We start from the raw sequence: 21,530 nt of genomic DNA, 5'->3' as shown, positions 1-21,530 counted from the left end.
CGGCTCGTCGCCGACCGCTGACGCGGCCGGTCTCGTACGGATCGTGAGAGTCGTCGCGCGTCTGAGTGAATCGGCCTCCGGTCGTGCGACACGCCATCGGATCTGTGCCGTTCGTCGCTCTCACGTGCCGTGCCCCAACCGTTCATCGTCCGTGTTGAGACAGATGCGCCGGACTTGATGCACGCGACCGCGTGAGACGGCTCGGTCGGCGCCTTGAGACACCCGACGGGGTGATGTGCCCGGACCCCGACGGGGTCTCCTTCGTTGCGGTGATCAGGAGGCGGTCAGTCCGGCCCGATCGGGTCGGAGGAGCACCGCCGGTGAAGGGGACGATCGCGTGAACGGAGCCAGGCGGATGCCGCGACTCGCCGTGGTGCGGGTGGCGGAGGCCTCCGACGCCACGGACGCCACCGCGCCCGAGGCGTCGGACGTCGCCACGCCCGGCCTCGTCGGCGAGCAGGTGCCCGCTCCGACCCGCTCCGAACCGTCCCGCACGGAGACCCGCACCGAAGGCCGCTCCGAGACCCGCACCGAAGGCCGCTCCGAGACCCGCACCGACGCCCGTACCGAGGGCCGCTCCGACGCCCGCAGCGAGACCCGCACCGAGTCCTCCTCCGACGGCGCCGGCCGGTGCGAGGCCGACACGCTGCCGACCGTGCCCCGCGCCCGCCCGGCGCGCGCGGAGGCGCCGCGTCCAGGCGCCCCGGCGACCCCGAGCACCGGTCCGACCCCGAGCACCGGTCCGACCCCCAGCCCGCGCCCACGGACGCCCTCCGTGCCCCTGCCCGCGGTCACCCGGGCCGCCGTTCCGACCCCCGGCCACGGCCCGGCCGCCAGCCCGGTCGAGGCCGCCACCGTCGCGGCGACCCCGATCCCGGCTCCGGGCCGGACCGACCCCCTGCTCGACCTGCTCCCCGACGGCCCCGCCGTGGTCTTCGACGGCGACGGCCTCGTCGTCACCGCCTCACGGGAGTTCGCCCGCCTCACGGGCACGCCGGTCGCGGAGATGACGGGGCGGCCGGTGGACTCGCTCGTCGTGACGAACGGCTCCGGCGGGTCCGGCGAGGTCCGGCGCCGCGGCGGCGCGTCCGTGCCGGTGCGCCTGCTCCGGTGGAACCAGCTGCCCGGTACCACCCACCGTGCGCTCGTCGCGGTCGACGTCAGCGACCTCGGTGGCCCCGAGCACGTGCGGCGCACCGTCGACGCGGCCGTCGCCGACGAGCGCCGCCGCCTGGAGGGGCTGACGCGCCTCGCCGGCGTCGGGTCCTGGGAACTCGACCGGACCGCCGATACCTGGTCGGTGTCCTCGGTGGCACGCACCCTCTTCGGCCTGCCGGGTGTCGGGCCGCTCACCCGCGACGTGGTCGCCGAGTGCGTCCACCCCATGGACCGGCCGCAGGTGTGGGCGCGCTGGACGGCCATGGTCGACACCGGCGCCCGGCTCGACCTCGAGCTGCGCCCCGCCCACGACCCCTCCCGCCTGCTCCACGTGCGCGCGGAGCGGACGACGGTCGGGCGCCGCCTCGTCGTCTCGGGGTCGGTGGAGGACGTCACCGAGCGCCGGGCGATGGAGACGCGGCTGCGGACCTCGACCCAGCGGTTCACCGACCTGCTGGCGGTCGCACCGGTCGGGGTCGCGATCTTCGACGACCACGAGCGGCTCGTGCAGGCCAACCAGTCGCTGTGCCGGCTGCTCGGCGAGGGGCAGGAGGCGCTGCGCGGCCGCCGCGCCGACGAGCTGCTGGACCTCGACGCCGAGCTCGGGTCCGACACGGTCGGCATGCCGACCCCGCTGCTCGCGCGGCCCGCCGGGTCGGCGGGCTCGATCAGCTGGTCGTGCACCGCCCGCGCGCTGCGCCGCCGCGAGCGCGGGGCCCGCGGCGACGTCACCGACCCCGTGTGGTGCGAGCTGCACGTGTCGGTCTCGGTCGACGACGCCGGGCGCGCGACCCACCTCGTCGTCTTCACCGACGTCACGGAGAACCGCCGCGTCGAGGCGTCGCTGCGCCACCAGGCGATGCACGACGAGCTGACCGGCCTCCCCAACCGCCGGGCCCTGACGCGCGCGGTGTCCCACCTGCTCTCGGGCCCCTCGGCGCGCCGGACGGCCGTGCTGTTCTGCGACCTCGACAACTTCAAGCGGGTCAACGACTCGCTGGGCCACGACGCCGGTGACGAGCTGCTGGTCTGGCTCGCCGACCGGCTGCGCGAGGGGCTGCCGCCCGGCTGCACCGCGACCCGTCACTCCGGCGACGAGTTCGTCGTCGTCTGCGCCGACGTGGACGCCCACGGCGGGCTGGACGCGCTGACCGACCTCGTCGCGAAGCTGCTGCGCACCGCGGTGCCGGTGCACGGCCAGCTGGTCCGCGTGTCGGCCACGATCGGGGCCGCCGTCGGCGCCGCGCTCGGCCTGCCCGCCACGACCGGCACCGCCGAGATCGACCCGTACGCCGACCCCGTCGAGCAGGTCCTCGCCGCGGCGCACGGCGACGCCGACGAGCCGGACACCCCCGACCACCCCGCGACCGGCGACCTCATCCGCTTCGCCGACGCCGCCCTGTTCGAGGCCAAGAGCGGCAGCAACCGGGTCGCCCTCGCCGACGAGGCGATCATGCGCGGGGCGGACGAGGCGCTGCGCCTGGAGTCCCAGCTGCGCCAGGCGATGGTCAACGACGAGCTGGTGCTGCACTTCCAGCCGGTCGTCGGCCCCGACGGGTGCGTGCAGACCGCCGAGGCCCTGGTGCGCTGGCAGCACCCCGAGCACGGCCTGATCTTTCCGGACAAGTTCCTGCCGATCGCGGAGGCCGCCGACCTGCTCGGCGACCTCGACCGCTGGGTGCTGCGGGCGGCCGTGCGCGAGGCCGCGACCTGGCCCGCCCACGGCGACCGACCGGCCGCCTCGGTCGCGGTGAACCTGGCCGGGCTGCTCCCCGGCGACCCGGACTTCCTCGCGACGGTGCACGAGGCGGTGACGGAGGCCGGGCTGCCGTGGGACCGGCTGGTGCTCGAGCTGGTGGAGACCTGCCTGGCCGACCTGCCGCCCTCGACGCTGCGGGAGATGAACGAGCTGATCGCGGCGGGCGTGCGGTTCGCGGTGGACGACTTCGGCACCGGCTACTCCTCGCTGTCGCGCCTGACCGGTCTGCCCGCGCAGATCGTCAAGCTCGACCGGGGCTTCGTCCGCGGGGTCGCGACCGGCGAGTCCGACCGGGCCGTGGCCCGCGCGGTCGTGGAGCTCGCCGCCGCGATCGGCCAGACCTGCGTGGCCGAGGGCGTCGAGGACGCCGACCAGTTCGCGGTGCTGCGTGACCTGGGCGTGGACGCCTACCAGGGCTGGCTGTTCGCCCGGGCGATGCCCGGCCCGAAGCTCGCGGAGGTCCTCGCCCGCGGCCCGATCGCCCCGGACGTGGCCGACGCCTCCTGATCGGCGTTCTCCCGCGCGGCGTTCTCTCGCGCGGTGTCCCCGTCGTTCGGTTACGGTGCTGCGACCCAGGCGGCCGACGAGGCGCCGCCCTGGACCGCGGAGGAAGCACTGCGGTGATCGAGTTCTCCGAAGTGCACAAGGCCTACGCCGACGGCACCGTCGCCCTGCAGTCGTTGTCGCTGACCGCCCGCGAGGGTGAGATCACGGTCCTCGTGGGGCCGTCGGGCTGCGGCAAGACGACGACGCTCCGGATGGTCAACCGGATGGTGGACCCGTCGTCGGGAACGGTCCGGCTGGACGGGGTGGACGTGTCCACGCAGGACCCGCCGACCCTGCGCCGCGGCATCGGCTACGTCATCCAGAACGCCGGGCTCTTCCCGCACCGGTCGGTGATCGACAACATCGCGACGGTGCCCGTCCTGCTCGGGCGCGGGCGCGCGGAGGCCCGGAGGCAGGCCGGGGAGCTGCTCGAACGCGTCGGGCTCGACCCCCGCGTCGGCGGCCGCTACCCGGCGCAGCTCTCGGGCGGGCAGCAGCAGCGCGTCGGCGTCGCCCGTGCCCTGGCCGGTGACGCACCCGTGCTGCTGATGGACGAGCCGTTCTCCGCGGTCGACCCGGTGGTGCGCGCGGACCTGCAGGACGAGCTGCTGCGCCTGCAGTCCGAGCTCGGCCGCACGATCCTCTTCGTCACCCACGACATCGACGAGGCGATCCGCCTCGGCGACATGGTCGCGGTGCTGCGCGTGGGCGGCACCCTCGCCCAGTTCGCGCCGCCGTCGGAGCTGCTCGCCGCGCCCGTCGACGACTTCGTCGCAGGCTTCGTCGGCCGTGACCGCGGCTACCGCCGGCTGCAGTTCGTCGGCGCGGGCTCGCTCGCGCTCTCCACCTTCCCGACGACGGGTGACGGCTGGCTGCTCGTCGTGGACGACGACGGCCGCCCCACCGGATGGCGGCAGGGCGGCGACCGGGTGGCTCTCGGCACCGTGCACCAGGAGGGCGCCTCGCTGCGCAGCGCGCTGGACGCGGCGCTGAGCTCGCCCGCCGGGCGCGGCGTGGCCGTGGACGACGACGGCCGGGTCCTCGGCGGGATCGAGCCCGAGGCCGTGATCACGCTGCTGCACCGGACGGACGCCCTGGAGCCGGCCGACGGGGGCGATCGGTGAGGCTGTTCGGGGAGGACGTCCTGCCCCTCGCGGCCGAGCACATCGTCCTGGCCCTCGTCCCGGTCCTGCTGGGGCTGGTGATCAGCCTGCCGCTGGGCTGGTGGGCGTGGCGTTCCCGTGGGGCGCGCCGCATCCTGCTGCCGCTCACCGGCGTGCTCTACACGATCCCCTCGCTCGCGCTGTTCGTCGTCATGCCGATCCTGCTCGGCACCCGGATCCTGGACCCGGTCAACGTCGCCGTCGCGCTGACGGTCTACGCCGTCGCACTGCTCGTGCGCAGCGTCGTCGACGGCCTGGACGAGGTCCCCTCCGAGGTCATGACGGCGGGTGTGGCGATGGGCTACCGCCCGCTCGGCCTGCTCGTCGGTGTCCAGCTGCCCCTCGCGGTGCCGGTGCTCGTCGCCGGCATGCGGGTGGCGACCGTGAGCTCGTTCAGCCTGGTCGCGGTGGGCGCCATCATCGGTCAGGGCGCGCTGGGGGCCCTGTTCACCCAGGGCTTCGAACGCTTCTACACCGCGCAGATCGTGTTCGGGCTGCTCGCGATCGTGATCCTGGCGCTGCTGTTCGACGCGCTGTGGGTGCTCGTCGGGCGCCTGCTCGCGCCCTGGAACCGTCGCGTGGCCCGGCCGACGTCGTCAGTGGAGGTGTGAGCCGTGCTCTCCTCGCTGGTCGCCTGGTTCTCCGCGCCCGCCCAGTGGTCCGCGTCGACCGGCATCCCCGCCCGGCTCCTCCAGCACCTCGGCTACACCGCGCTCGCCGTGCTGGTCGGGGCCGTGATCGCCGTGCCGCTCGGCCTCTACATCGGCCACACCGGACGCGGCCGGCTGCTGGTGGTCGGGCTCGCCAACGGGCTGCGCGCCCTGCCCGAGCTCGGCGTCCTCGTGCTGTTCGTGCTGCTCATCGGCCTGGGCCTGACCCCTGTGGTGCTCGCCCTGATGCTGCTCGCGATCCCGCCGCTGCTCGCCGGCACCTACTCCGGGATCTCCGGCGTCGACCCGGCCGCGGTCGACGCGGCCCGCGGCATCGGCATGACCGAATCCCAGATCCTGTTCCAGGTCGAGCTGCCGAACGCGCTGCCGCTCATGGTGGCCGGGCTGCGCACCGCGGTGCTGCAGGTCGTCGCCACCGCCACCATCGCCGCGTTCGTCTCCCTGGGCGGGCTCGGCCGCTACATCGTCGACGGCCAGGCCCAGCGCGACTTCACGCAGATGGCGGGCGGGGCGATCCTCGTCGCGCTCCTCGCGATCGTGCTGGAGGTCGCGCTGCAGGGCCTGCAGCGGGCGGTCACGCCCGGCACCCGCCGTCAGGAACCCGCTCGAACCGACACCGTCACCGCTGGAGGCTGATGCCCGTGAGACCGACCCGCGCCCTCGGGGCCGCATTCCTGGCCGCCCTCGCCCTCCTCGTCGCCGCGTGCGGCGGTGGCGGGGGCGACCCGCTGGCCTCCCAGCCGCAGCCGCCCGCCGCCGGCGACACCCTCCGGATCGGCTCGGCCAACTTCACCGAGAACCGGCTGCTCGCCGAGATCTACGCGACCGCGCTGTCGATCCGCGGCGTGAAGGTCGAGCGGCAGTTCGGCATCGGCAGCCGGGAGACCTACTTCCCCGGCCTGCGCGACGGGTCGATCGACCTCGTGCCGGAGTACACCGGCAACCTGCTGCAGTACCTCGACGGCCAGGCCACGGCCACCGCGCCGGCCGACGTGTACGCCCAGGTGCAGCAGAAACTGCCGCCGTCGCTGAAGGTGCTGCAGGCGAGCCCGGCCGAGGACAAGGACGCGGTCGTCGTCACCCGCGCCTTCGCGACGCAGAACAACATCACGTCGCTGGACCAGCTCGGACCGCTCTGCGGCACCGTCGTGTTCGGCGGCCCGCCCGAGTTCCAGACCCGGCCCTACGGCATCCCGGGCATCGAGCGCTCCTACGGCTGCACGTTCAAGGAGTTCCGCTCGCTCGACGCCGGCGGCCCGCTGACGGTGGCCGCGCTGCGCGACGGCTCGGTCCAGGCGGCGGACCTGTTCACCACCGACCCGTCGATCCCGAACAACGACTTCGTGATCCTCGCCGACCCGAAGTCGAACTTCGCGGCGCAGCAGGTGGTGCCGCTGGTCAACGCGTCGAAGCTCGGCAACCCGGCCGTGACCGACGTGCTGAACCTGATCTCGCAGAAGATGGACACCGCGACGCTGACGGACCTGAACAAGCGTCTCGATGCACCGGACAAGCCGGACCCCGCGCAGGTCGCCCGCGACTGGCTCTCGTCGGCCGGGATCGGCTGATCGGAGCAGTCACCGGAACGAACGAACGGCACTCTCGCTGCTTCTAGGAGCGCGAGAGTGCCGTTCGTTCATTCGGGGTCGTCGGAATCGTCGCGCGCCAGGAACACCGCGAAGCGGTCCGCGGCGCCGGCGTGCTCGGGGTGGGCGTCGACGAAGGCGCGGAGGCGGTCGGCCAGCCACGCCAGGCTGACCTCCTCCTCGCCCCGCCGGTCCTCCAGTTCCTCGATCCCGCGGTCGGTGAAGTACACGGGGATCAGCCCTCGATCGCCTCGGCGATCAGCGCCTTCTGCTCCACCTCGTGCACCTTCGCGACGCCGGCCGCGGGCGCGGCCATGCGGCGGCGGGAGATGCGGCGCAGCCCGCGCAGGCTCTCCACCTTCTCCGGCAGCATGAGGCCGAGGAACGGCCACGCGCCCTGGTTGGCCGGCTCCTCCTGAACCCAGGCGATCTCCTTCGCCGACGGGTACCGGCCGATGATCGAGGAGATCTCGTCGCCGGCGACCGGGTAGAGCTGCTCAAGCCGGACGATCGCGATGTCGTCGGTCCGACCGGCCTTCTCCCGGGCGGCCACGAGCTCGTAGTACACCTTCCCGGCGCACATCAGGACCTTCGAGGCGGTGGCGGCCTTGTCGTTCGCGGCGAACGTTGGGTCGTCGAGCACCGGGCGGTAGCCCCCGGACGTGAACTCCTCCACCGGGCTGACCGCGGCCTTGTTGCGCAGCATCGACTTCGGCGTGAAGACGACGAGCGGGCGGCGGACCCCGTCGGTGGCGTGTCGGCGCAGCAGGTGGAAGTAGTTCGACGGCGACGACGGCACCGCCACCGTCATCGACCCCTCCGCGCACAGCTGCAGGAAGCGCTCGATGCGGCCCGAGGTGTGGTCGGGGCCCTGACCCTCGTGGCCGTGCGGCAGCAGCAGCACGACGTCGGAGGTCTGGCCCCACTTCGCCTCACCGGACGAGATGAACTCGTCGATGATCGACTGGGCGCCGTTGACGAAGTCGCCGAACTGCGCCTCCCAGCACACCAGGGCGTCGTGGTTGACCACGGAGTAGCCGTACTCGAAGCCGACGGCCGCGAACTCCGAGAGCGCCGAGTCGTAGGGCATGAACTTGCCCTGGTCGGCGGTCAGGTGCCGCAGCGGGACGTACTCCTCGCCGGTCTTCCGGTCGATGAGCACGGAGTGGCGCTGGGTGAACGTGCCGCGCCGCGAGTCCTGCCCGGAGAGCCGGACGAGCTTGCCGTCGATCAGCAGCGAGCCGAAGGCCAGCAGCTCCGCCCAGGCCCAGTCGATGCCCTCGGCCGTCTCGGTCGACGCGGCCTTCCCGCGCCGCTCGAGCACCGGCTTGACGCGCGGGTGCACCGCGAAGCCTTCGGGGGGCTCGGCGAACGCCCGGGCGATCCGCTGGACCACCTCGAGCGGCACCGCGGTCTGCAGCGAGTTCGGGACCGCCTGCTCCCACTCGACCGACGGGCTGGGCTCGATCTCGGCCTTCTCCAGCTCGCGGACCTCGTTGAACACGTGCTCGAGCTGGCTGCCGTAGTCGCGCAGGGCGTGCTCGGCCTCGTCGAGCGAGATGTCGCCGCGGCCGATCAGCGACTCGGTGTAGGTCTTGCGCACCGAGCGCTTGGCGTCGATGACGTCGTACATCTCCGGCTGGGTCATCGAGGGGTCGTCGCCCTCGTTGTGGCCGCGGCGGCGGTAGCAGACCATGTCGATCACGACGTCGGAGTTCCAGCGCTCGCGGAACTCGACCGCCAGGCGCGCCACCCAGACGCACGCCTCGGGGTCGTCGCCGTTCACGTGGAAGACCGGCGCGTCGATCATCTTGGCGACGTCGGTGCAGTAGTGCGTGGAGCGGGTGTGCTCCGGGGCGGTGGTGAAGCCGACCTGGTTGTTGACGATCACGTGCACCGTGCCGCCGGTCCGGTAGCCGCGCAGCAGCGCGAGGTTCAGCGTCTCGGCGACCACGCCCTGCCCGGCGAAGGCCGCGTCACCGTGCATCGCGACCGGCATGACCGTGAAGCCGTCCGGGCCCTTGTCGAGCATGTCCTGCTTGGCGCGGACGATGCCCTCGAGGACCGGGTCGACCGCCTCGAGGTGCGACGGGTTGCTCGTCAGCGAGACGGTGGTCTCGCCGTCGCCGAACATCCGGAAGAACTTGCCCTCGGCGCCCAGGTGGTACTTCACGTCGCCGGAACCGTGGGCCTGGCCCGGGTCGAGGTTGCCCTCGAACTCGCGGAAGATCTGCGAGACCGGCTTCCCGACGATGTTCGCGAGCACGTTCAGCCGGCCGCGGTGCGGCATGCCGATGACGACCTCGTCCATCTCGTGCGCCGCGGCCTCGTCGAGGACCGCGTCGAGCAGCGGGATGACGGTCTCGGCGCCCTCGAGCGAGAAGCGCTTCTGCCCGACGTACTTGGTCTGCAGGAACGCCTCGAACGCCTCGGCGGCGTTGAGCTTCGACAGGATGTACTTCTGCTCGGCCGCGGAGACCTTCTCGTGCGGCACCTCGATGCGCTCCTGCAACCAGGCGCGCTTCTCCGGGTCGAGGATGTGCATGTACTCGACGCCGATGGTGCGGCAGTAGGAGTCGCGCAGCACCCCGAGGACGTCGCGCAGCTTCATCGCCTGCCGGCCCGCGAACCCGTCGACGGGGAACTCGCGGTCCAGGTCCCACAGCGTCAGCCCGTGGCTCTGGATGTCCAGGTCGGGGTGCTTGCGCTGCGGGTGGTCGAGCGGGTCGGTGTCGGCCATGAGGTGGCCGCGGTTCCGGTACGCGTCGATCAGCTCGAGGATCCGCGCCGTGCGGTCGATGCTCGACTCCGGCAGGTCCTGCACCCACCGGATCGGCTCGTACGGGATGCGCAGCGAGGCGAAGATGTCGTCGTAGAACCCCTCCTCGCCGAGGACGAGGTGGTGGATCCGGCGCAGGAAGTCGCCGGACTCGGCGCCCTGGATGATCCGGTGGTCGTACGTGGACGTCAGCGTGATGATCTTGCTGATGCCCATGTTCGCGAGGCGCTCGTCGCTGGCGCCCTGGAATTCGGCCGGGTACTCCATGGCCCCGACACCGACGATCGTGCCCTGGCCGACCGTGAGGCGCGGCACCGAGTGGTTGGTGCCGATCGTGCCCGGGTTGGTGAGGCTGATCGTGACCCCGGAGAAGTCCTCGGCGCCGAGCTTGCCGGACCGGGCCTTGCGGACCATGTCCTCGTAGGCGGCCCAGAACTGGGCGAAGTTCATGGTCTCGCAGCCCTTGAGGGCCACGACGACGAGCGTGCGCGAGCCGTCCTTGCCCGGGAGGTCCATCGCCAGGCCGAGGTTGACGTGCCCGGGGTCGACGACGGCGGGCTTGCCCTTCGCGTCGGCCCCGTAGTGGCGGTTCATGTTCGGGAACGCGGAGAGCGCCCGGACCATCGCGTAGCCCAGCAGGTGGGTGAAGGAGACCTTCCCGCCACGGGTCCGCTTGAGGTGGTTGTTGATGACGATGCGGTTGTCGGCCAGCAGCTTGGCCGGGACCGCGCGCACGCTCGTCGCCGTCGGCAGCTCGAGCGAGGCCTGCATGTTCTTCGCGATCGCGTTGGCCGCCCCGCGCAGCGGCGTCACGCTCTCGTCCGACGAGGCGTCGTCGGTGGCCTTCGCGGGCGTGGTGGACCCGGCGGCCGGCTTGCTCTCGGTCCTCGGCTCCGCCGTCGGGGCGGGCTTCTCGGCGGTCTTCTGCCGGGTCGCCGCGTCGTCGGTGCGCGCCGGGGCGTTGGTGTCCGTACCGTTCGACGACGCGGTCTTCGCCGCCCCCGCCGTGCTGGAGCCGCTGGAGCCGTTGCGCTCGCCCCGGGTCGCGCCGGAGTCGGCCGAGCCGGACGCGGAGCCGTTCGACGACGGGGTGGAGGACGCGGAGCCCGCCCCCGCGACGGACGACCCGTCGTCGGGCGCGTAGTCGGCGAAGAACTCGTGCCAGGCGGCGTCCACGGAGTCCGGGTCCGCGAGGTAGCGCTGGTACATCTCGTCGACCAGCCACTCGTTGGGACCGAACTGGGCTGCCGGGCTGCTCGTCGACACGGCTGGAGATCGCCTCAATCACGCGCGGGAATGGAAACGGACACCAGGTTAGCGCTCCGCGCGCGCGTGGGTGGCGGCCGTGTCGCCCACTGCACCGGTTCACAGCGGGGTCGTCGGGCAGGTCACACGAAGCGCGAGCGCAGCACCTCGTCGCCCTGTCCGGTCGTCACGACGAAGCCGGTGGCCTCGTCCCGGAGGACCGGCGAATTGAGCCGGCAGACCATCTCGGTGGCCCCGGTGCCGACGAAGGCCCCCGCCCCGATCGGCCGTCCCGTCCGGTCGACCACCGCGACCTGGTACGTCCGGCCGGGCTCGAAGCCGCGGCCGGTGAGCACGACCTCCACGCCCCACGTGTGCGCGATCGTCCCGGCCTCCGCCTCGACGCCGGGGGCGAGGGCCTGCACGAGGACCGGCTCGACGGGTCCCCCGGCACCGCGCACCCCGAGCGCGAAGCCGCCCGCGGCGCCGGCGAGGGCGATCACCAGAGCGCCGGCGGCCAGGAGGAGGAGCGGGCGCCGGCGTCGGGGGGCGAGCGGTACGACCGGAGCGGGCGGTGCGACACCGGGCGGGTCCGCCTCGGCCCGGACGCGGCGCAGGACCTCGGCGAGACCCTCGGGGGGCGATTCCTCGGCCCCGTGGCGGGGGCCGGTCCCGACCCGGTCCGGGTCGAGGGCGCGCAGCGGGCCGGCGAGCGGCGCGATCCGGTCGAGTTCGGTGCGGCACGACGGGCAGCCGGGCAGGTGCGCGTCGACCTCGGCCCGCTCCTCGGCGTCGAGGCCGTCGAGGACGTAGGCCCCGAGGCGGTCGCGCAGCACCTCGTGGTCGCGGCCGTCGGGCCAGGTGGTCACCACGGCACCCCCGTCTCCTCCATGATCGAACGCAGGTTCCGCAGGCCGTGGAACACGCGACTGCGCAGTGTCCCCACGGGCACGTCCAGCTCGGCGGCCACCTCGGCGTAGGGCCGGCCCCGCAGCGCGGTCTCGACGATGGCCACCCGCTGGTCGGCTCCGATCCGCTCCAGAGCCTCCTCCAGGAACCAGGCGGTGACGAGGTCCTCGCTGAACGAGCGACGCGGCTCCCGCGCGGTCCGCTCGGCCACCTCGCCCAGCACGCCCGGGTCGGTCGGCCGGCCGGGGCGAGCGCGGTCGTGGCGGACCTGGTCGACGATCAGGTTGCGGGCGATGGTGAACAGCCACACGCGCAGGCTGCCGACGGTCGCGTCGTAGCGTCCGGCGTGCCGCCAGGCGCGGACGAACACCTCCTGGACCACGTCGGACGCCGTGGTGGCGTCGCGCAGGTGCCGGGTGACGAAGCGGTGCAGCTCGCCCGCGTGCCTGCGGTAGGCGGTCTCGAGGTCGGTGGTCCGCCGCAGGTCGAGGGCCGCGGGGCCGGCATCGGCCTCGCTCACCCGGACCTCCCGCTGCACCGGCGTGATGCTGCCGGGGTCGAGGTGTGGTGGGGCGGAAGTGCGCACGAGGGGAGTACGGCCGCGGGAGGCGCGGCGTTGCGTGCGGGCCGCGGGAACTCGTCCACGATCCGCTCAACGCCGGCCGCGGACGCTCCGTAGGAACGGGAGCAACAGGACGAATCCCCCAGGAGGCCCCCGTGCGCCGCACCCCCGTCAGGCTCGCCGCCCTGTCCGCCCTCACCGTCGGCGCGCTCGCGCTCTCCGGTGGTGCGGCCCTCGCCCAGGACGGCCAGGTCGACGAGCCGTCGAGCTTCACCAGCATGTTCACCGTCATGGCGACCCCCGACATGGTCATCGGGCAGAACAACCAGCCGGCGCCCGGGCAGCCGGGGGCGACCGGCTCGTTCGACTACCGGATCAACTCCGACGAGGAGGTCATCTGCTACGACCTCCGCCTCGAGGGCGTCACCGGCGAGTACCAGAGCCCCGCCCGCACGGCGACGCACATCCACGAGGCCGCGTCCGGCGCCTCGGGCCCGCCGCGCATCGCGTTCCCGAACCCGTCCGGCGACGGCGACACCCGCACCAGCTCGGGCTGCCTGCAGGGCCCGTTCACCACCGGGGTGATGGCGAACGGGCAGGACAGCGGCGCCGGGTTCTCGCTGAAGCAGATCGAGGCGAACCCGTCCGCCTTCTTCGGCGACACGCACACCGCGGGCTTCACCGCCGGCACCGTCCGCGGGCAGCTGACGCCGGTGCCGATGGGCGGGGTGGAGACCGGGGCCGGCGGCGCCGACGACTCCGCCGCCCCGATCGCCCTCGGCGCGGCGGCCGTCGTCGCCGCGGGTGCGGCCGGGGTGGTCGCGTTCCGGCGGTCGAGGGCCTGAGCGTGGCCCCTTCCCGACGACGGGTCCCGGCGGTCGCCGTCGCGGTCCTGGGGGCGGTGCTGCTCCTCGCGGCCTGCGGCGCGCCGGGGACGACGGCGGGTGGCCCGCCACCCGCCGTCGGGACGGGGACCGCGGCCGGACCACGCGACCCGACCGCGCCGGTGTCGGTGCGGGTGTCGGCGATCGGTGTGGCCCGGGACGACGTGCAGCGGCTCGGCCTCGCGGGCGACGGGACGGCCGAGGTCCCGACCGACTTCGACCGCGTCGGCTGGTTCGCCGGGGGAGCCCGGGCGACCGGCGGAGCCGGGCCGACGGTCCTGCTTGGCCACGTCGACTCCCGGCGCGGTCCCGCGGTCTTCTACCGCCTGCGTGACCTGCGGCCCGGCGACGTCGTCGAGGTGGGGCGGGCCGACGGCTCGCAGGCCCGGTACGCGGTCACCCGCAGCGAGCAGGTGGCGAAGGACCGGTTCCCGACCTTCGCGGTCTTCGGCGCGACCCCCGACGACGTGCTGCGGCTCGTCACGTGCGCCGGGGAGTTCGACCGGGGCGCGCGCAGCTACTCCGACAATCTCGTGGTGCACACGGTTCGCATCTGAACCATCACCGGGGGTGCGTGCGGAGGCCTGGGGACGGGGCCGTGGCGTCGAGGGGGTGTCACGGCCCCGTCCCGACCTGCACGGCCGGCACGGTCTCGCGGTCCACGAGGCCCTCGGCGTCGTCGGCGGTGGCCGCCCCCGTGCGCCAGAGCAGCGCGTAGCGGCCCCCGCGCTCCAGCAGCTCCTCGTGGGTGCCCTCCTCGACGATCCGCCCGCCGTGCAGCACGACGATCCGGTCCGCCCGCGCGGCGGTCGCGAGCCGGTGGGCGACCACGAACGTCGTGCATCGGGCGGCCACCCGGTCGCCCGCGGCGAGCACCGCCGACTCGGTCGCCGGGTCGAGCGCGGCGGTGGCCTCGTCGAGCAGCAGCAGCGCCGGGTCGACCAGCTCGGCGCGGGCGAGGGCGACCAGCTGGCGCTGGCCCGCGGAGAGCCCGCCGCCGCGCTCGCCGACGGGCTGCCGGAACCCCGCGGGCAGCGAGGCGACCACGTCGAGGGCCCCGACCCGCCGCGCGGCCTCCTCGATCTCGGCGGGGGTGGCGTCCGGGCGGCCGTAGGCGATGTTGGAGGCGACGTCGCCGACGAACAGGTGCGCCTCCTGCGGGACCACCCCGAGCCGGCGCCGCAGACCGGCGAGGTCGTAGCGGCGCACGTCCACCCCGTCGACCAGGACTGCGCCGAGGGTCGCGTCGTAGAACCGTGCGACCAGCTTGACCACCGTCGACTTGCCGGCGCCCGTGGCCCCGACCAGCGCGACCGTGCGCCCGGCCGGCACGTGCAGCGACACCTCGCTCAGGGCGGGCGTGGCCTCCGAGCCGGCGTAGGCGAACCCGACGTCGCGCAGCTCCACCTCGCCGCGCAGGCCGTGCACGGGCACGGGGTCCTGCGGCGCGGGCACGGTGGTCGGCGTGCGCAGCAGCTCGGAGATCCGGGCGAGGCCGACCCGGGCCTGCTGGTAGCCGTCGAAGACCTGGGAGAGCTGCTGCACCGGCCCGAAGAACATCGACAGGTAGAGCAGGAACGCGACCAGGACGCCCGAGGACAGGTCGCCCCCGGCCACCCGCGCCGCCCCGACCCCGAGCACCGCGGCCTGGGCGACGTCGGAGAGCAGGTTCGCCCCCGGGAAGTAGGTGGCGATCAGGCGTTGCGCCCGCAGGCGCGCCCGGCGGTAGTCGTCGCTGTGGTCCGCGAAGTTCCGGCGGGACGCCTGCTCGTGGGTGTGCGCCTGGGCGACCCGGAGCCCCGCGACGTTCTCCTGCAGGTCGGCGTTCACCACGCTGATGCGCTCGCGGGCCTCGGCGTACGCCACCGAGGACAGCCGCCGGAAGATCACCGTGGCGACGATGAGCACCGGCATCACCGAGAGCGCGACGAGGCCCAGCTCGACGTCGGTGAGCAGCAGGGCGGTCGCCACGCCGAGCACGGTCAGCAGCGCGACGACGGCCTGTGCGAGGCCGGTCTGCAGGAACGACGACAGGGCGTCGACGTCCGTCGTCATGCGGGTCATGATCCGGCCGCCGAGCTCGCGCTCGTAGAAGTCCAGGCCGAGGCGCTGCAGGTGGGCGAAGCTGCGCACCCGGAGCAGGTAGAGCCGGCTCTCGCCGACGCGCGCGGTGAGCACCGTCTGGAACCACACCACGACCCAGTCGACGACCACGACGCCGAGGCCGATCCCCACCGCCACGGCGAGCACCGCCGGCGAGCGGCCGTTGATGCCGCCGTCGACGGCGAGCCGGGCCAGGGACGGGAAGGCGATCGTCGCGAGCGCGTCCAGGGCGACCAGGGCGATCACGCCGCCCAGCGCCCATCGCACCGGGCGGAGGAGGCGGCCCAGCCGGAACCCGGGGTCGGGGGCCGTGGGGTCCTCGCCGTGCAGGTCCGGGCGTTCGTCGGCGGGCGGCAGCGTGGCCAGCGCGGCCTGCATCTCGCGGGAGGAGACCGTCCCGTCGAGACCGGCCGAGACGTCCGGGGTGCCGCGGTCGGTGGGCGGTGCGTCCGCCGCGGCCTCCTCGGGGGCCTCCGGCCACAGCGCGGAGGTGATCCCGTGCGGCCCGGGCCCGGGATCCTCGCGCACCGGCTCGTCGATCCGCTCGCCCGGCCCGGCGAGCAGCGCGGTGAACAGCTCGCAGCGCCCGGCCAGCTCGGTGGCGGTCCCGACGTCGACGACCCGGCCCTCGTCGAGTACGGCGATCCGGTCGGCGAGCGCGAGCGTGGAGCGCCGGTGGGCGATGACGAGCGTGGTGCGCTCGGCGGTGACCGCGCGCAGCGTCTCGCCGATCGCCGCCTCGGTGGCGGCGTCGACCGCGCTGGTCGCGTCGTCGAGCACGAGCAGCCGGGGGTCGTAGAGCAGCGCCCGGGCGAGCGCGACGCGCTGCCGCTGACCGCCGGAGAGCGTGAGGCCGCGCTCGCCGACGCGGGTGTCGTAGCCCTCCGGGAGGTCGCCGATGAACTCGTCGGCCTGGGCCGCCCGCGCGGCCGCGCGGACCTGCTCGTCGGTCGCGTCCGGGCAGCCGTAGGCGATGTTGGCCCGGACCGTGTCGGAGAAGAGGAAGGCCTCCTCGAACACCACCCCGACCGTGCGGCGCAGGTCGGTCAGCGGGAGGTCCCGGACGTCGTGGCCCGCGACGCGCACCGAGCCGCCCTGCACGTCGTAGAAGCGCGGGATGAGCAGCGCGATCGTCGACTTGCCCGACCCCGCCGTCCCGATGACGGCGAGCGTCTCGCCGGGCTCCACGCGCAGCGTCAGCCCGTCGAGCACCGGCTCGCTGCGTGCGTAGCCGAAGCGGACGTCGTCGAGCTCGAGGGACACCGGCCCGGCCGGGACCGGCTCGGCGTGGGGCGGGTCGACGATGTCGGGCTGGGAGTCGATCAGCTCGTAGACGCGCTCCACCCCGGCCCGGGCCAACTGCCCCGTGACGACGACCGCGGCCACCATGCGGGCCGGCCCGATCAGGGCGGCGATGTAGGTGGTGAAGGCCAGGAACACGCCGATCGTGATCTGCCCGGAGAGAGCGAGGGCGCCGCCGAGGGCGAACACGACGAGCTGGCCGACGGTGGGCAGGGCGGACAGCGTGGGCGTCAGCCGCGCGGTGAGCCGGGCGGCCCGGAGGCGCTCGCCGTAGAGCCGGGACGCGAGGCCGGCGAGCTTGCCGGTCTCGCGGTCCTCCTGGCCGAAGCCCTTGACCACGCGGACGCCGGTCACCGCCTCCTCGACCGACTGCGCGACCTCGGCCGCCCGCTGCTGCGCGGCCCAGGTGGCGGGGAAGAGGCGGCGGCGCATGACCGTCGTGAAGGCGAGCGCCACCGGCAGCGTGATCAGGGCGACCACGGTGAGCAGCGGCGACAGGAACGCCATGATCGTCACCGACACGACGACCTGGGCGAGCGTGCCCACCGAGTACGGCACCATCCCGAGCAGGCCCTGGACCTGCTGCAGGTCGGAGTTCGCCCGGGAGACCACCTGCCCGGTGCGCAGCGCGTCCTGCCGCGGCCCGTCGAGCCGGGAGATCGAGCCGAACACCCGACGGCGCAGGTCGTGCTGCACGGACAGCGACAGGCGCCCGCCGAGGTAGCGGCGCAGGAACGCCATCGCGAACTTCACCAGCGCGAGCCCGACGACGGCGGCGACGATCAGCCCCAGCCCGTCGGTCGAGCCGCGCACCGCCCGGTCGACCGCGACCGCGGTCAGCAGCGGCCCCACCGACTCCAGGCTGACGCCCAGGACCGACGACCCGACCGACGCCGTGGTCAGCGCGCGGTGGCGCCAGCAGTCGCGGGTCAGCCGGCGGACCCAGCCCGTGGGCCGGTCGGGGGGAGCTTCGGGCACGACCGCCAGGCTAGGTCGACCCCCCGACAGTCTGCCGTGCGACGAGACCGCCCCCCGCTCCGCCGACGGCCCGGGATCTCTGGTATCAATGCGCCGTGCTGCTCCGCGTCCGCATCGACCCGTTCTGGGTGAGCCGGCGCGCGCACGTGTTCGACCAGTTCTGTCGCTGACGAGACCTCCGTTCCCCGCGCGCGGCGCCGAGCCCCCGGGGAGCACGTCCCGCGGGCCGTCCTCCGGCCCGCGTCCCTCCGCGAGGCGTCTCCCGTGACCGCAGTGCTGCCCCCGTCCTTCCTGCCCCGATCCCTGCACGGCGACCGCCGCCGCTGGCACGACGGGCCCACCCCGGTGAGCCTCGGGGATCTGACCGCCCTGACCCGTCAGGTGGCCGCCGAGGTCGTCGCCGGCGTCCACGACGTCGAGGTGGATCCGACGAACCGCTGGTCACGGCGCCTGCACGCCGACCCGCACCTCGACGTCTGGCTGATCAGCTGGACCACCGAGCAGGCCGCCGAACTGCACGACCACGGCGGGTCGATCGGCGCGCTGACCGTCGTGCAGGGCGAGCTCACCGAGTGGCGCTGGAGCGCCGGCCGCGACGACGACCACCTCGCGACCGCCGAGGAGCTCGTCGCGCGCGGGCCCGGGCTGCGGCGCCGCACCCTGACCGCGGGCTCCGGTGCGGCCTTCCCGCTGGGCCACGTCCACGACGTGTCCAACCGCCGCACGGACGCCGCCGTGAGCGTCCACGCCTACTCCCCGCCGCTCTCGGCGATGTCCTACTACGCCGTCGAGCGCGGCACGCTGACCCGGACGCGCTCCGAACTGGTCGAGCCGGGAGCATCGCCGGAGTGACCACGATCGCAGATCTGCTCGCCGCCGCCCGCGCCCGGCTGACCCGGCTCGAGCCGGCGGACGCGGCGCGCGTGCTCGACGGCGGCGGGCGGCTGGTCGACATCCGGCCCGGATGGCAGCGCGAGCGCGAGGGCGAGGTGCCGGGCGCGGTCGTCATCGAGCGCAACCACCTGGAGTGGCGCCTCGACCCGACGTCGGACGCCCGCGTCCCGGAGGCGACCGACCACGACGTCGCCTGGGTCGTGCTCTGCTCCGAGGGCTACACGTCCTCGCTCGCCGCGGCGGCGCTGCAGGACCTCGGCATCCACCGCGCCACCGACGTCGTCGGGGGCTTCGCCGCCTGGCGGGAGGCCGGCCTCCCGACGGCCCCGGGTGCGGGCGACCCGCCCGACTACGCGCGTTCCTGACGACAGGTCGGGGCCGGCCCGAGCGACGGTGGCGATCTGCTCCCACCGGATGCGAGCAGCGCGCCATCGTCACCCCGCGTGGGCCGCCGCACGGACTCACAAGCGCGCAGCGCACCGCACGATCGCGTCCGCGTCGATGCCGTGCAGCGCGCGGGCGTCCGCGAGGTCGGACGACTGCCCGAATCCCGTGACGCCGAGGTGCTCCGCGCGCACGCCGTGCACGCCCGCGAGGAACGCCAGCGTGTGCGGGTGCCCGTCGAGGACCGTGATCAGCGGGGCGGCGCGGTCGGCCGGGAGGCAGGCGTCGAGGATCCACGTGGGGTCGCCGGTGTCGGCCCGGCGCGCCCGCACCGCGCGGAAGAGCCGGTCCGCGCTGGTCACGACGACGACGTCGGCCGAGGTCCCGGACGCCTCCAACCGGTCCGCGGCCTCGAGGGCGGCGGGGACGGTGGCGCCCATCGCGGCGATCGTCACCCGCGGGGTCCCGGCGGCCCGACGCAGCACGTAGCCCCCGGCCACCACCTGACGACGGCGCTCCTCGCGCAGCGCGGGGTCGGCCGGGACGGCGGCCAGCGACTGGTCGACCGGTGCGGTGGAGAGCCGGAGGTACGAGGACGACCCGTCGGGGCGTCCCAGGCGACCGAGCCCGTCGAGCAGGCACCACGTCACCTCGATCGCGAACGCCGGCTCGAACGCGACGCAGCCCGGCTGCTCCAGGCCGATCGACGGCGTGGTGATCGACTGGTGCGCGCCGCCCTCGGGCGCCAGCGACACCCCGGACGGGGTCCCGACCAGGATCGACTGGCCACCCGCGTACATCCCGAACGACCACGGTTCGAGCGCGCGGGAGACGAACGGGTCGTAGAGCACCCCGATCGGCAGCAGCGGCTCGCCCCACCGCGACCACGTGGCGCCCAGCTCGCCGAGCAGCCCGACGAGGTTGGTCTCGGCGATGCCCAGCTCGATGTGCTGGCCGGTCGGCCGCTCGCGCCAGTGCAGGATCGTCTCGGCGTCGTCGTCGAACCAGTCGCGCCGCTCCGAGGCCGCCCACGAGCCGACCTTGTTCAGCCAGCCCCCGAGGTTGGTGGACGACGCGACGTCCGGTGAGCAGGTCACGACCCGCCGCGCCGCCTCCGGCGCGGACCGGGTCAGGTCGAGCAGGGCGCGGCCGAGGGCCTGCTGGGTGTTCCCCGTTCCCGACGGCGGGCGGCCCACGTCGGTCGGGACGGTCACCGGACCCGCGGTCGGGGCCGGCGACCGCTCCAGCCGGGCGGCCGCGTCCGCGCACAGCTCGGCGGCCGCGCTGCCACGGGGCAACGGCGCCCACGGCTCGTCGAGGTCCGCGCCGACGCGGACGGCGAGCTCGCGCATCTGGGGCTCGGTCAGCAGCGAGGAGTGGTTCTGCGGGTGGCCTTGGGTCGCGAGCCCGTAGCCCTTCACGGTGTAGGCGAAGATCACCGTGGGGTGCGTGTCGTCGATGCGGGCGTAGGCGTCGAGCAGGGCACCGAGGTCGTGGCCGCCGAGGTTGCGGACGGCGGCGTGGACGGTGTCGTCGTCGATCCCCGACAGCAGGGCCGCCACCCGCGGCCCGTCGTCAGGAAGACCCTGGGGGAGGCGTTCGCGCAGCTCGGCGGGGGTGCAGCGCAGCAGGCGCTGGTACTCCGGGTTCGTCATCGTGTCGATGCGCCGACGGAGCGCGTCGCCGCCCTCGCGCGCGAACAGCTCCGTCAGGACCCGGCCGTACTTGACCGTGAGGACCTGCCAGCCGGCGGCCTCGAACAGCCCCTGCAGGCGGGTGGCGGAGATGTCCGGGACGACGCGGTCGAGCGACTGCCGGTTGAAGTCGACGATCCACGTGATCTCGCCGAGCTCGCGGACCATCGGGTCGAGGACGGCCTCCCACACCGCGCCCTCGTCCAGCTCGGCGTCCCCGACCAGCGAGAACTGGCGGCCGGTCCCGGCCCGGGCGCCCAGGCCGTCGGCGTAGCGCCGGGCGATGGCGCCCCAGATCGGGGCGGTGGCGCCGATGCCGACCGAGCCGGTGGAGTAGTCGACGGGGTCGGGGTCCTTGGAGCGCGACGGGTAGGACTGCAGGCCGCCCTTCTCGCGCAGCGTCGTCAGGTACCGCGCGTCGAGGCCGCCGAGCAGGTGGTTGATGGCGTGCAGCACGGGGCTCGCGTGCGGCTTGACCGACACCCGGTCCTCGGCCCGCAGGGTGCCGAACCACAACGCCGTCATGATCGAGACGATCGAGGCGGAGGACGCCTGGTGCCCGCCCACCTTCAGGCCGCCCGGGTTGGGGCGGACGCGGTTGGCGTGGTCGACGATCGCGGTCGCGAGCCAGAGCACGCGGTCCTCCACGTCGGCCAGGGCGTCCAGCGTGGGGTTCGTGATGGCGGTCGGCTCGGCGACGTGGGCGGTCATCGGGACTCCGTGGGAGGCGGGTGCGTCGGGGATCCGCGGCGGGCGAGGGGTGGCCTCGCGGGGTCCGCGCCGACGACCCGCTCGGGTGGGAGGGGTCCGTCGTCGTGCGCCCATGGAAGCGTCGTACCGCACCCACGACAAGCGCACGGGCCGAGAGACGCAAAGTCCTGCGCTCCGAGGGGGCGATGGGTGAAGATTCGTT

The 21,530-nt window shown here is 74.3% G+C and carries 15 protein-coding genes; 9 read left to right on the top strand and 6 right to left on the bottom strand.

The window, feature by feature from the left end; translation table 11 throughout:
* The first annotated feature begins 337 nt into the window (after positions 1–337).
* From QRT03_RS14355 to QRT03_RS14335, 5 genes are all read left to right on the top strand, one after another.
* Positions 338–3,424 (top strand): EAL domain-containing protein, encoded by a 3,087-nt coding sequence (locus QRT03_RS14355; RefSeq protein ID WP_286053556.1) that lies wholly within the window; start codon positions 338–340, stop codon positions 3,422–3,424.
* 113 nt (positions 3,425–3,537) lie between these two features.
* Positions 3,538–4,587 carry an ABC transporter ATP-binding protein gene (locus QRT03_RS14350; protein WP_286053555.1) on the top strand — a complete coding sequence of 350 codons (1,050 nt, stop codon included), beginning with the start codon at positions 3,538–3,540 and terminating at the stop codon, positions 4,585–4,587.
* Entirely contained in the window at positions 4,584–5,237 is a 654-nt protein-coding gene (locus QRT03_RS14345; RefSeq protein ID WP_286053553.1) for an ABC transporter permease, read from the top strand. Before QRT03_RS14350 ends, QRT03_RS14345 begins: the two co-directional genes overlap by 4 nt.
* 3 nt (positions 5,238–5,240) lie before the next feature.
* Positions 5,241–5,933 (top strand): ABC transporter permease, encoded by a 693-nt coding sequence (locus QRT03_RS14340; protein ID WP_286053552.1) that lies wholly within the window; start codon positions 5,241–5,243, stop codon positions 5,931–5,933.
* Positions 5,933–6,865 carry an ABC transporter substrate-binding protein gene (locus QRT03_RS14335; protein WP_286053551.1) on the top strand — a complete coding sequence of 311 codons (933 nt, stop codon included), beginning with the start codon at positions 5,933–5,935 and terminating at the stop codon, positions 6,863–6,865. The genes QRT03_RS14340 and QRT03_RS14335 overlap by 1 nt, the downstream gene beginning before the upstream one ends.
* 68 nt (positions 6,866–6,933) lie before the next feature.
* On the opposite strand, the gene QRT03_RS14330 is transcribed toward QRT03_RS14335, so the two are convergent.
* The 4 genes from QRT03_RS14330 to QRT03_RS14315 all read right to left on the bottom strand — a co-directional run bounded on the left by QRT03_RS14330 (position 6,934) and on the right by QRT03_RS14315 (position 12,336).
* Positions 6,934–7,113, bottom strand: coding sequence for a DUF6104 family protein (locus tag QRT03_RS14330; protein ID WP_286053550.1), 180 nt, complete (start codon positions 7,111–7,113; stop codon positions 6,934–6,936).
* A 5-nt stretch (positions 7,114–7,118) separates the two neighbouring features.
* Positions 7,119–10,928, bottom strand: a complete 3,810-nt coding sequence (locus tag QRT03_RS14325; protein WP_286053549.1) for a multifunctional oxoglutarate decarboxylase/oxoglutarate dehydrogenase thiamine pyrophosphate-binding subunit/dihydrolipoyllysine-residue succinyltransferase subunit — start codon at positions 10,926–10,928, stop codon at positions 7,119–7,121.
* A gap of 122 nt (positions 10,929–11,050) precedes the next feature.
* Positions 11,051–11,776: an anti-sigma factor family protein gene (locus QRT03_RS14320; protein ID WP_286053547.1), complete on the bottom strand. Its 726-nt coding sequence runs from the start codon at positions 11,774–11,776 to the stop codon at positions 11,051–11,053.
* Positions 11,773–12,336 (bottom strand): RNA polymerase sigma factor, encoded by a 564-nt coding sequence (locus QRT03_RS14315; protein WP_286053546.1) that lies wholly within the window; start codon positions 12,334–12,336, stop codon positions 11,773–11,775. Before QRT03_RS14315 ends, QRT03_RS14320 begins: the two co-directional genes overlap by 4 nt.
* A 197-nt stretch (positions 12,337–12,533) precedes the next feature.
* Between QRT03_RS14315 and QRT03_RS14310 the strand changes: the two genes are divergently transcribed.
* The gene (locus QRT03_RS14310) at positions 12,534–13,223 is read left to right on the top strand and encodes a CHRD domain-containing protein (RefSeq protein WP_286053545.1); all 690 of its coding nucleotides are present in this window, start codon (positions 12,534–12,536) and stop codon (positions 13,221–13,223) included.
* Positions 13,224–13,225: 2 nt separating this feature from the next.
* Positions 13,226–13,819: a class F sortase gene (locus QRT03_RS14305; RefSeq protein ID WP_286053544.1), complete on the top strand. Its 594-nt coding sequence runs from the start codon at positions 13,226–13,228 to the stop codon at positions 13,817–13,819.
* 58 nt (positions 13,820–13,877) lie between these two features.
* Here the strand turns inward: QRT03_RS14305 and QRT03_RS14300 are convergent, their stop codons facing one another.
* Positions 13,878–17,645 (bottom strand): ABC transporter ATP-binding protein, encoded by a 3,768-nt coding sequence (locus tag QRT03_RS14300; RefSeq protein WP_286053543.1) that lies wholly within the window; start codon positions 17,643–17,645, stop codon positions 13,878–13,880.
* 264 nt (positions 17,646–17,909) lie between these two features.
* Between QRT03_RS14300 and QRT03_RS14295 the strand changes: the two genes are divergently transcribed.
* Positions 17,910–18,497, top strand: coding sequence for a cysteine dioxygenase (locus QRT03_RS14295; protein ID WP_286053541.1), 588 nt, complete (start codon positions 17,910–17,912; stop codon positions 18,495–18,497).
* A complete protein-coding gene (locus QRT03_RS14290) occupies positions 18,494–18,904 on the top strand; it encodes a rhodanese-like domain-containing protein (protein ID WP_286053540.1) in 411 nt (136 codons plus the stop codon). Before QRT03_RS14295 ends, QRT03_RS14290 begins: the two co-directional genes overlap by 4 nt.
* Positions 18,905–19,000: 96 nt before the next feature.
* Here the strand turns inward: QRT03_RS14290 and QRT03_RS14285 are convergent, their stop codons facing one another.
* Positions 19,001–21,328: a transketolase-like TK C-terminal-containing protein gene (locus QRT03_RS14285; RefSeq protein ID WP_286053539.1), complete on the bottom strand. Its 2,328-nt coding sequence runs from the start codon at positions 21,326–21,328 to the stop codon at positions 19,001–19,003.
* Between the last annotated feature and the right edge of the window lie 202 nt (positions 21,329–21,530).

This window comes from Actinomycetospora termitidis, assembly GCF_030286555.1.
Taxonomy (GTDB): Bacteria; Actinomycetota; Actinomycetes; order Mycobacteriales; family Pseudonocardiaceae; genus Actinomycetospora; species Actinomycetospora termitidis.
The sequence above is the reverse complement of the archived record's forward strand: the minus strand, read 5'-3'. Positions and strand labels throughout refer to the sequence as shown.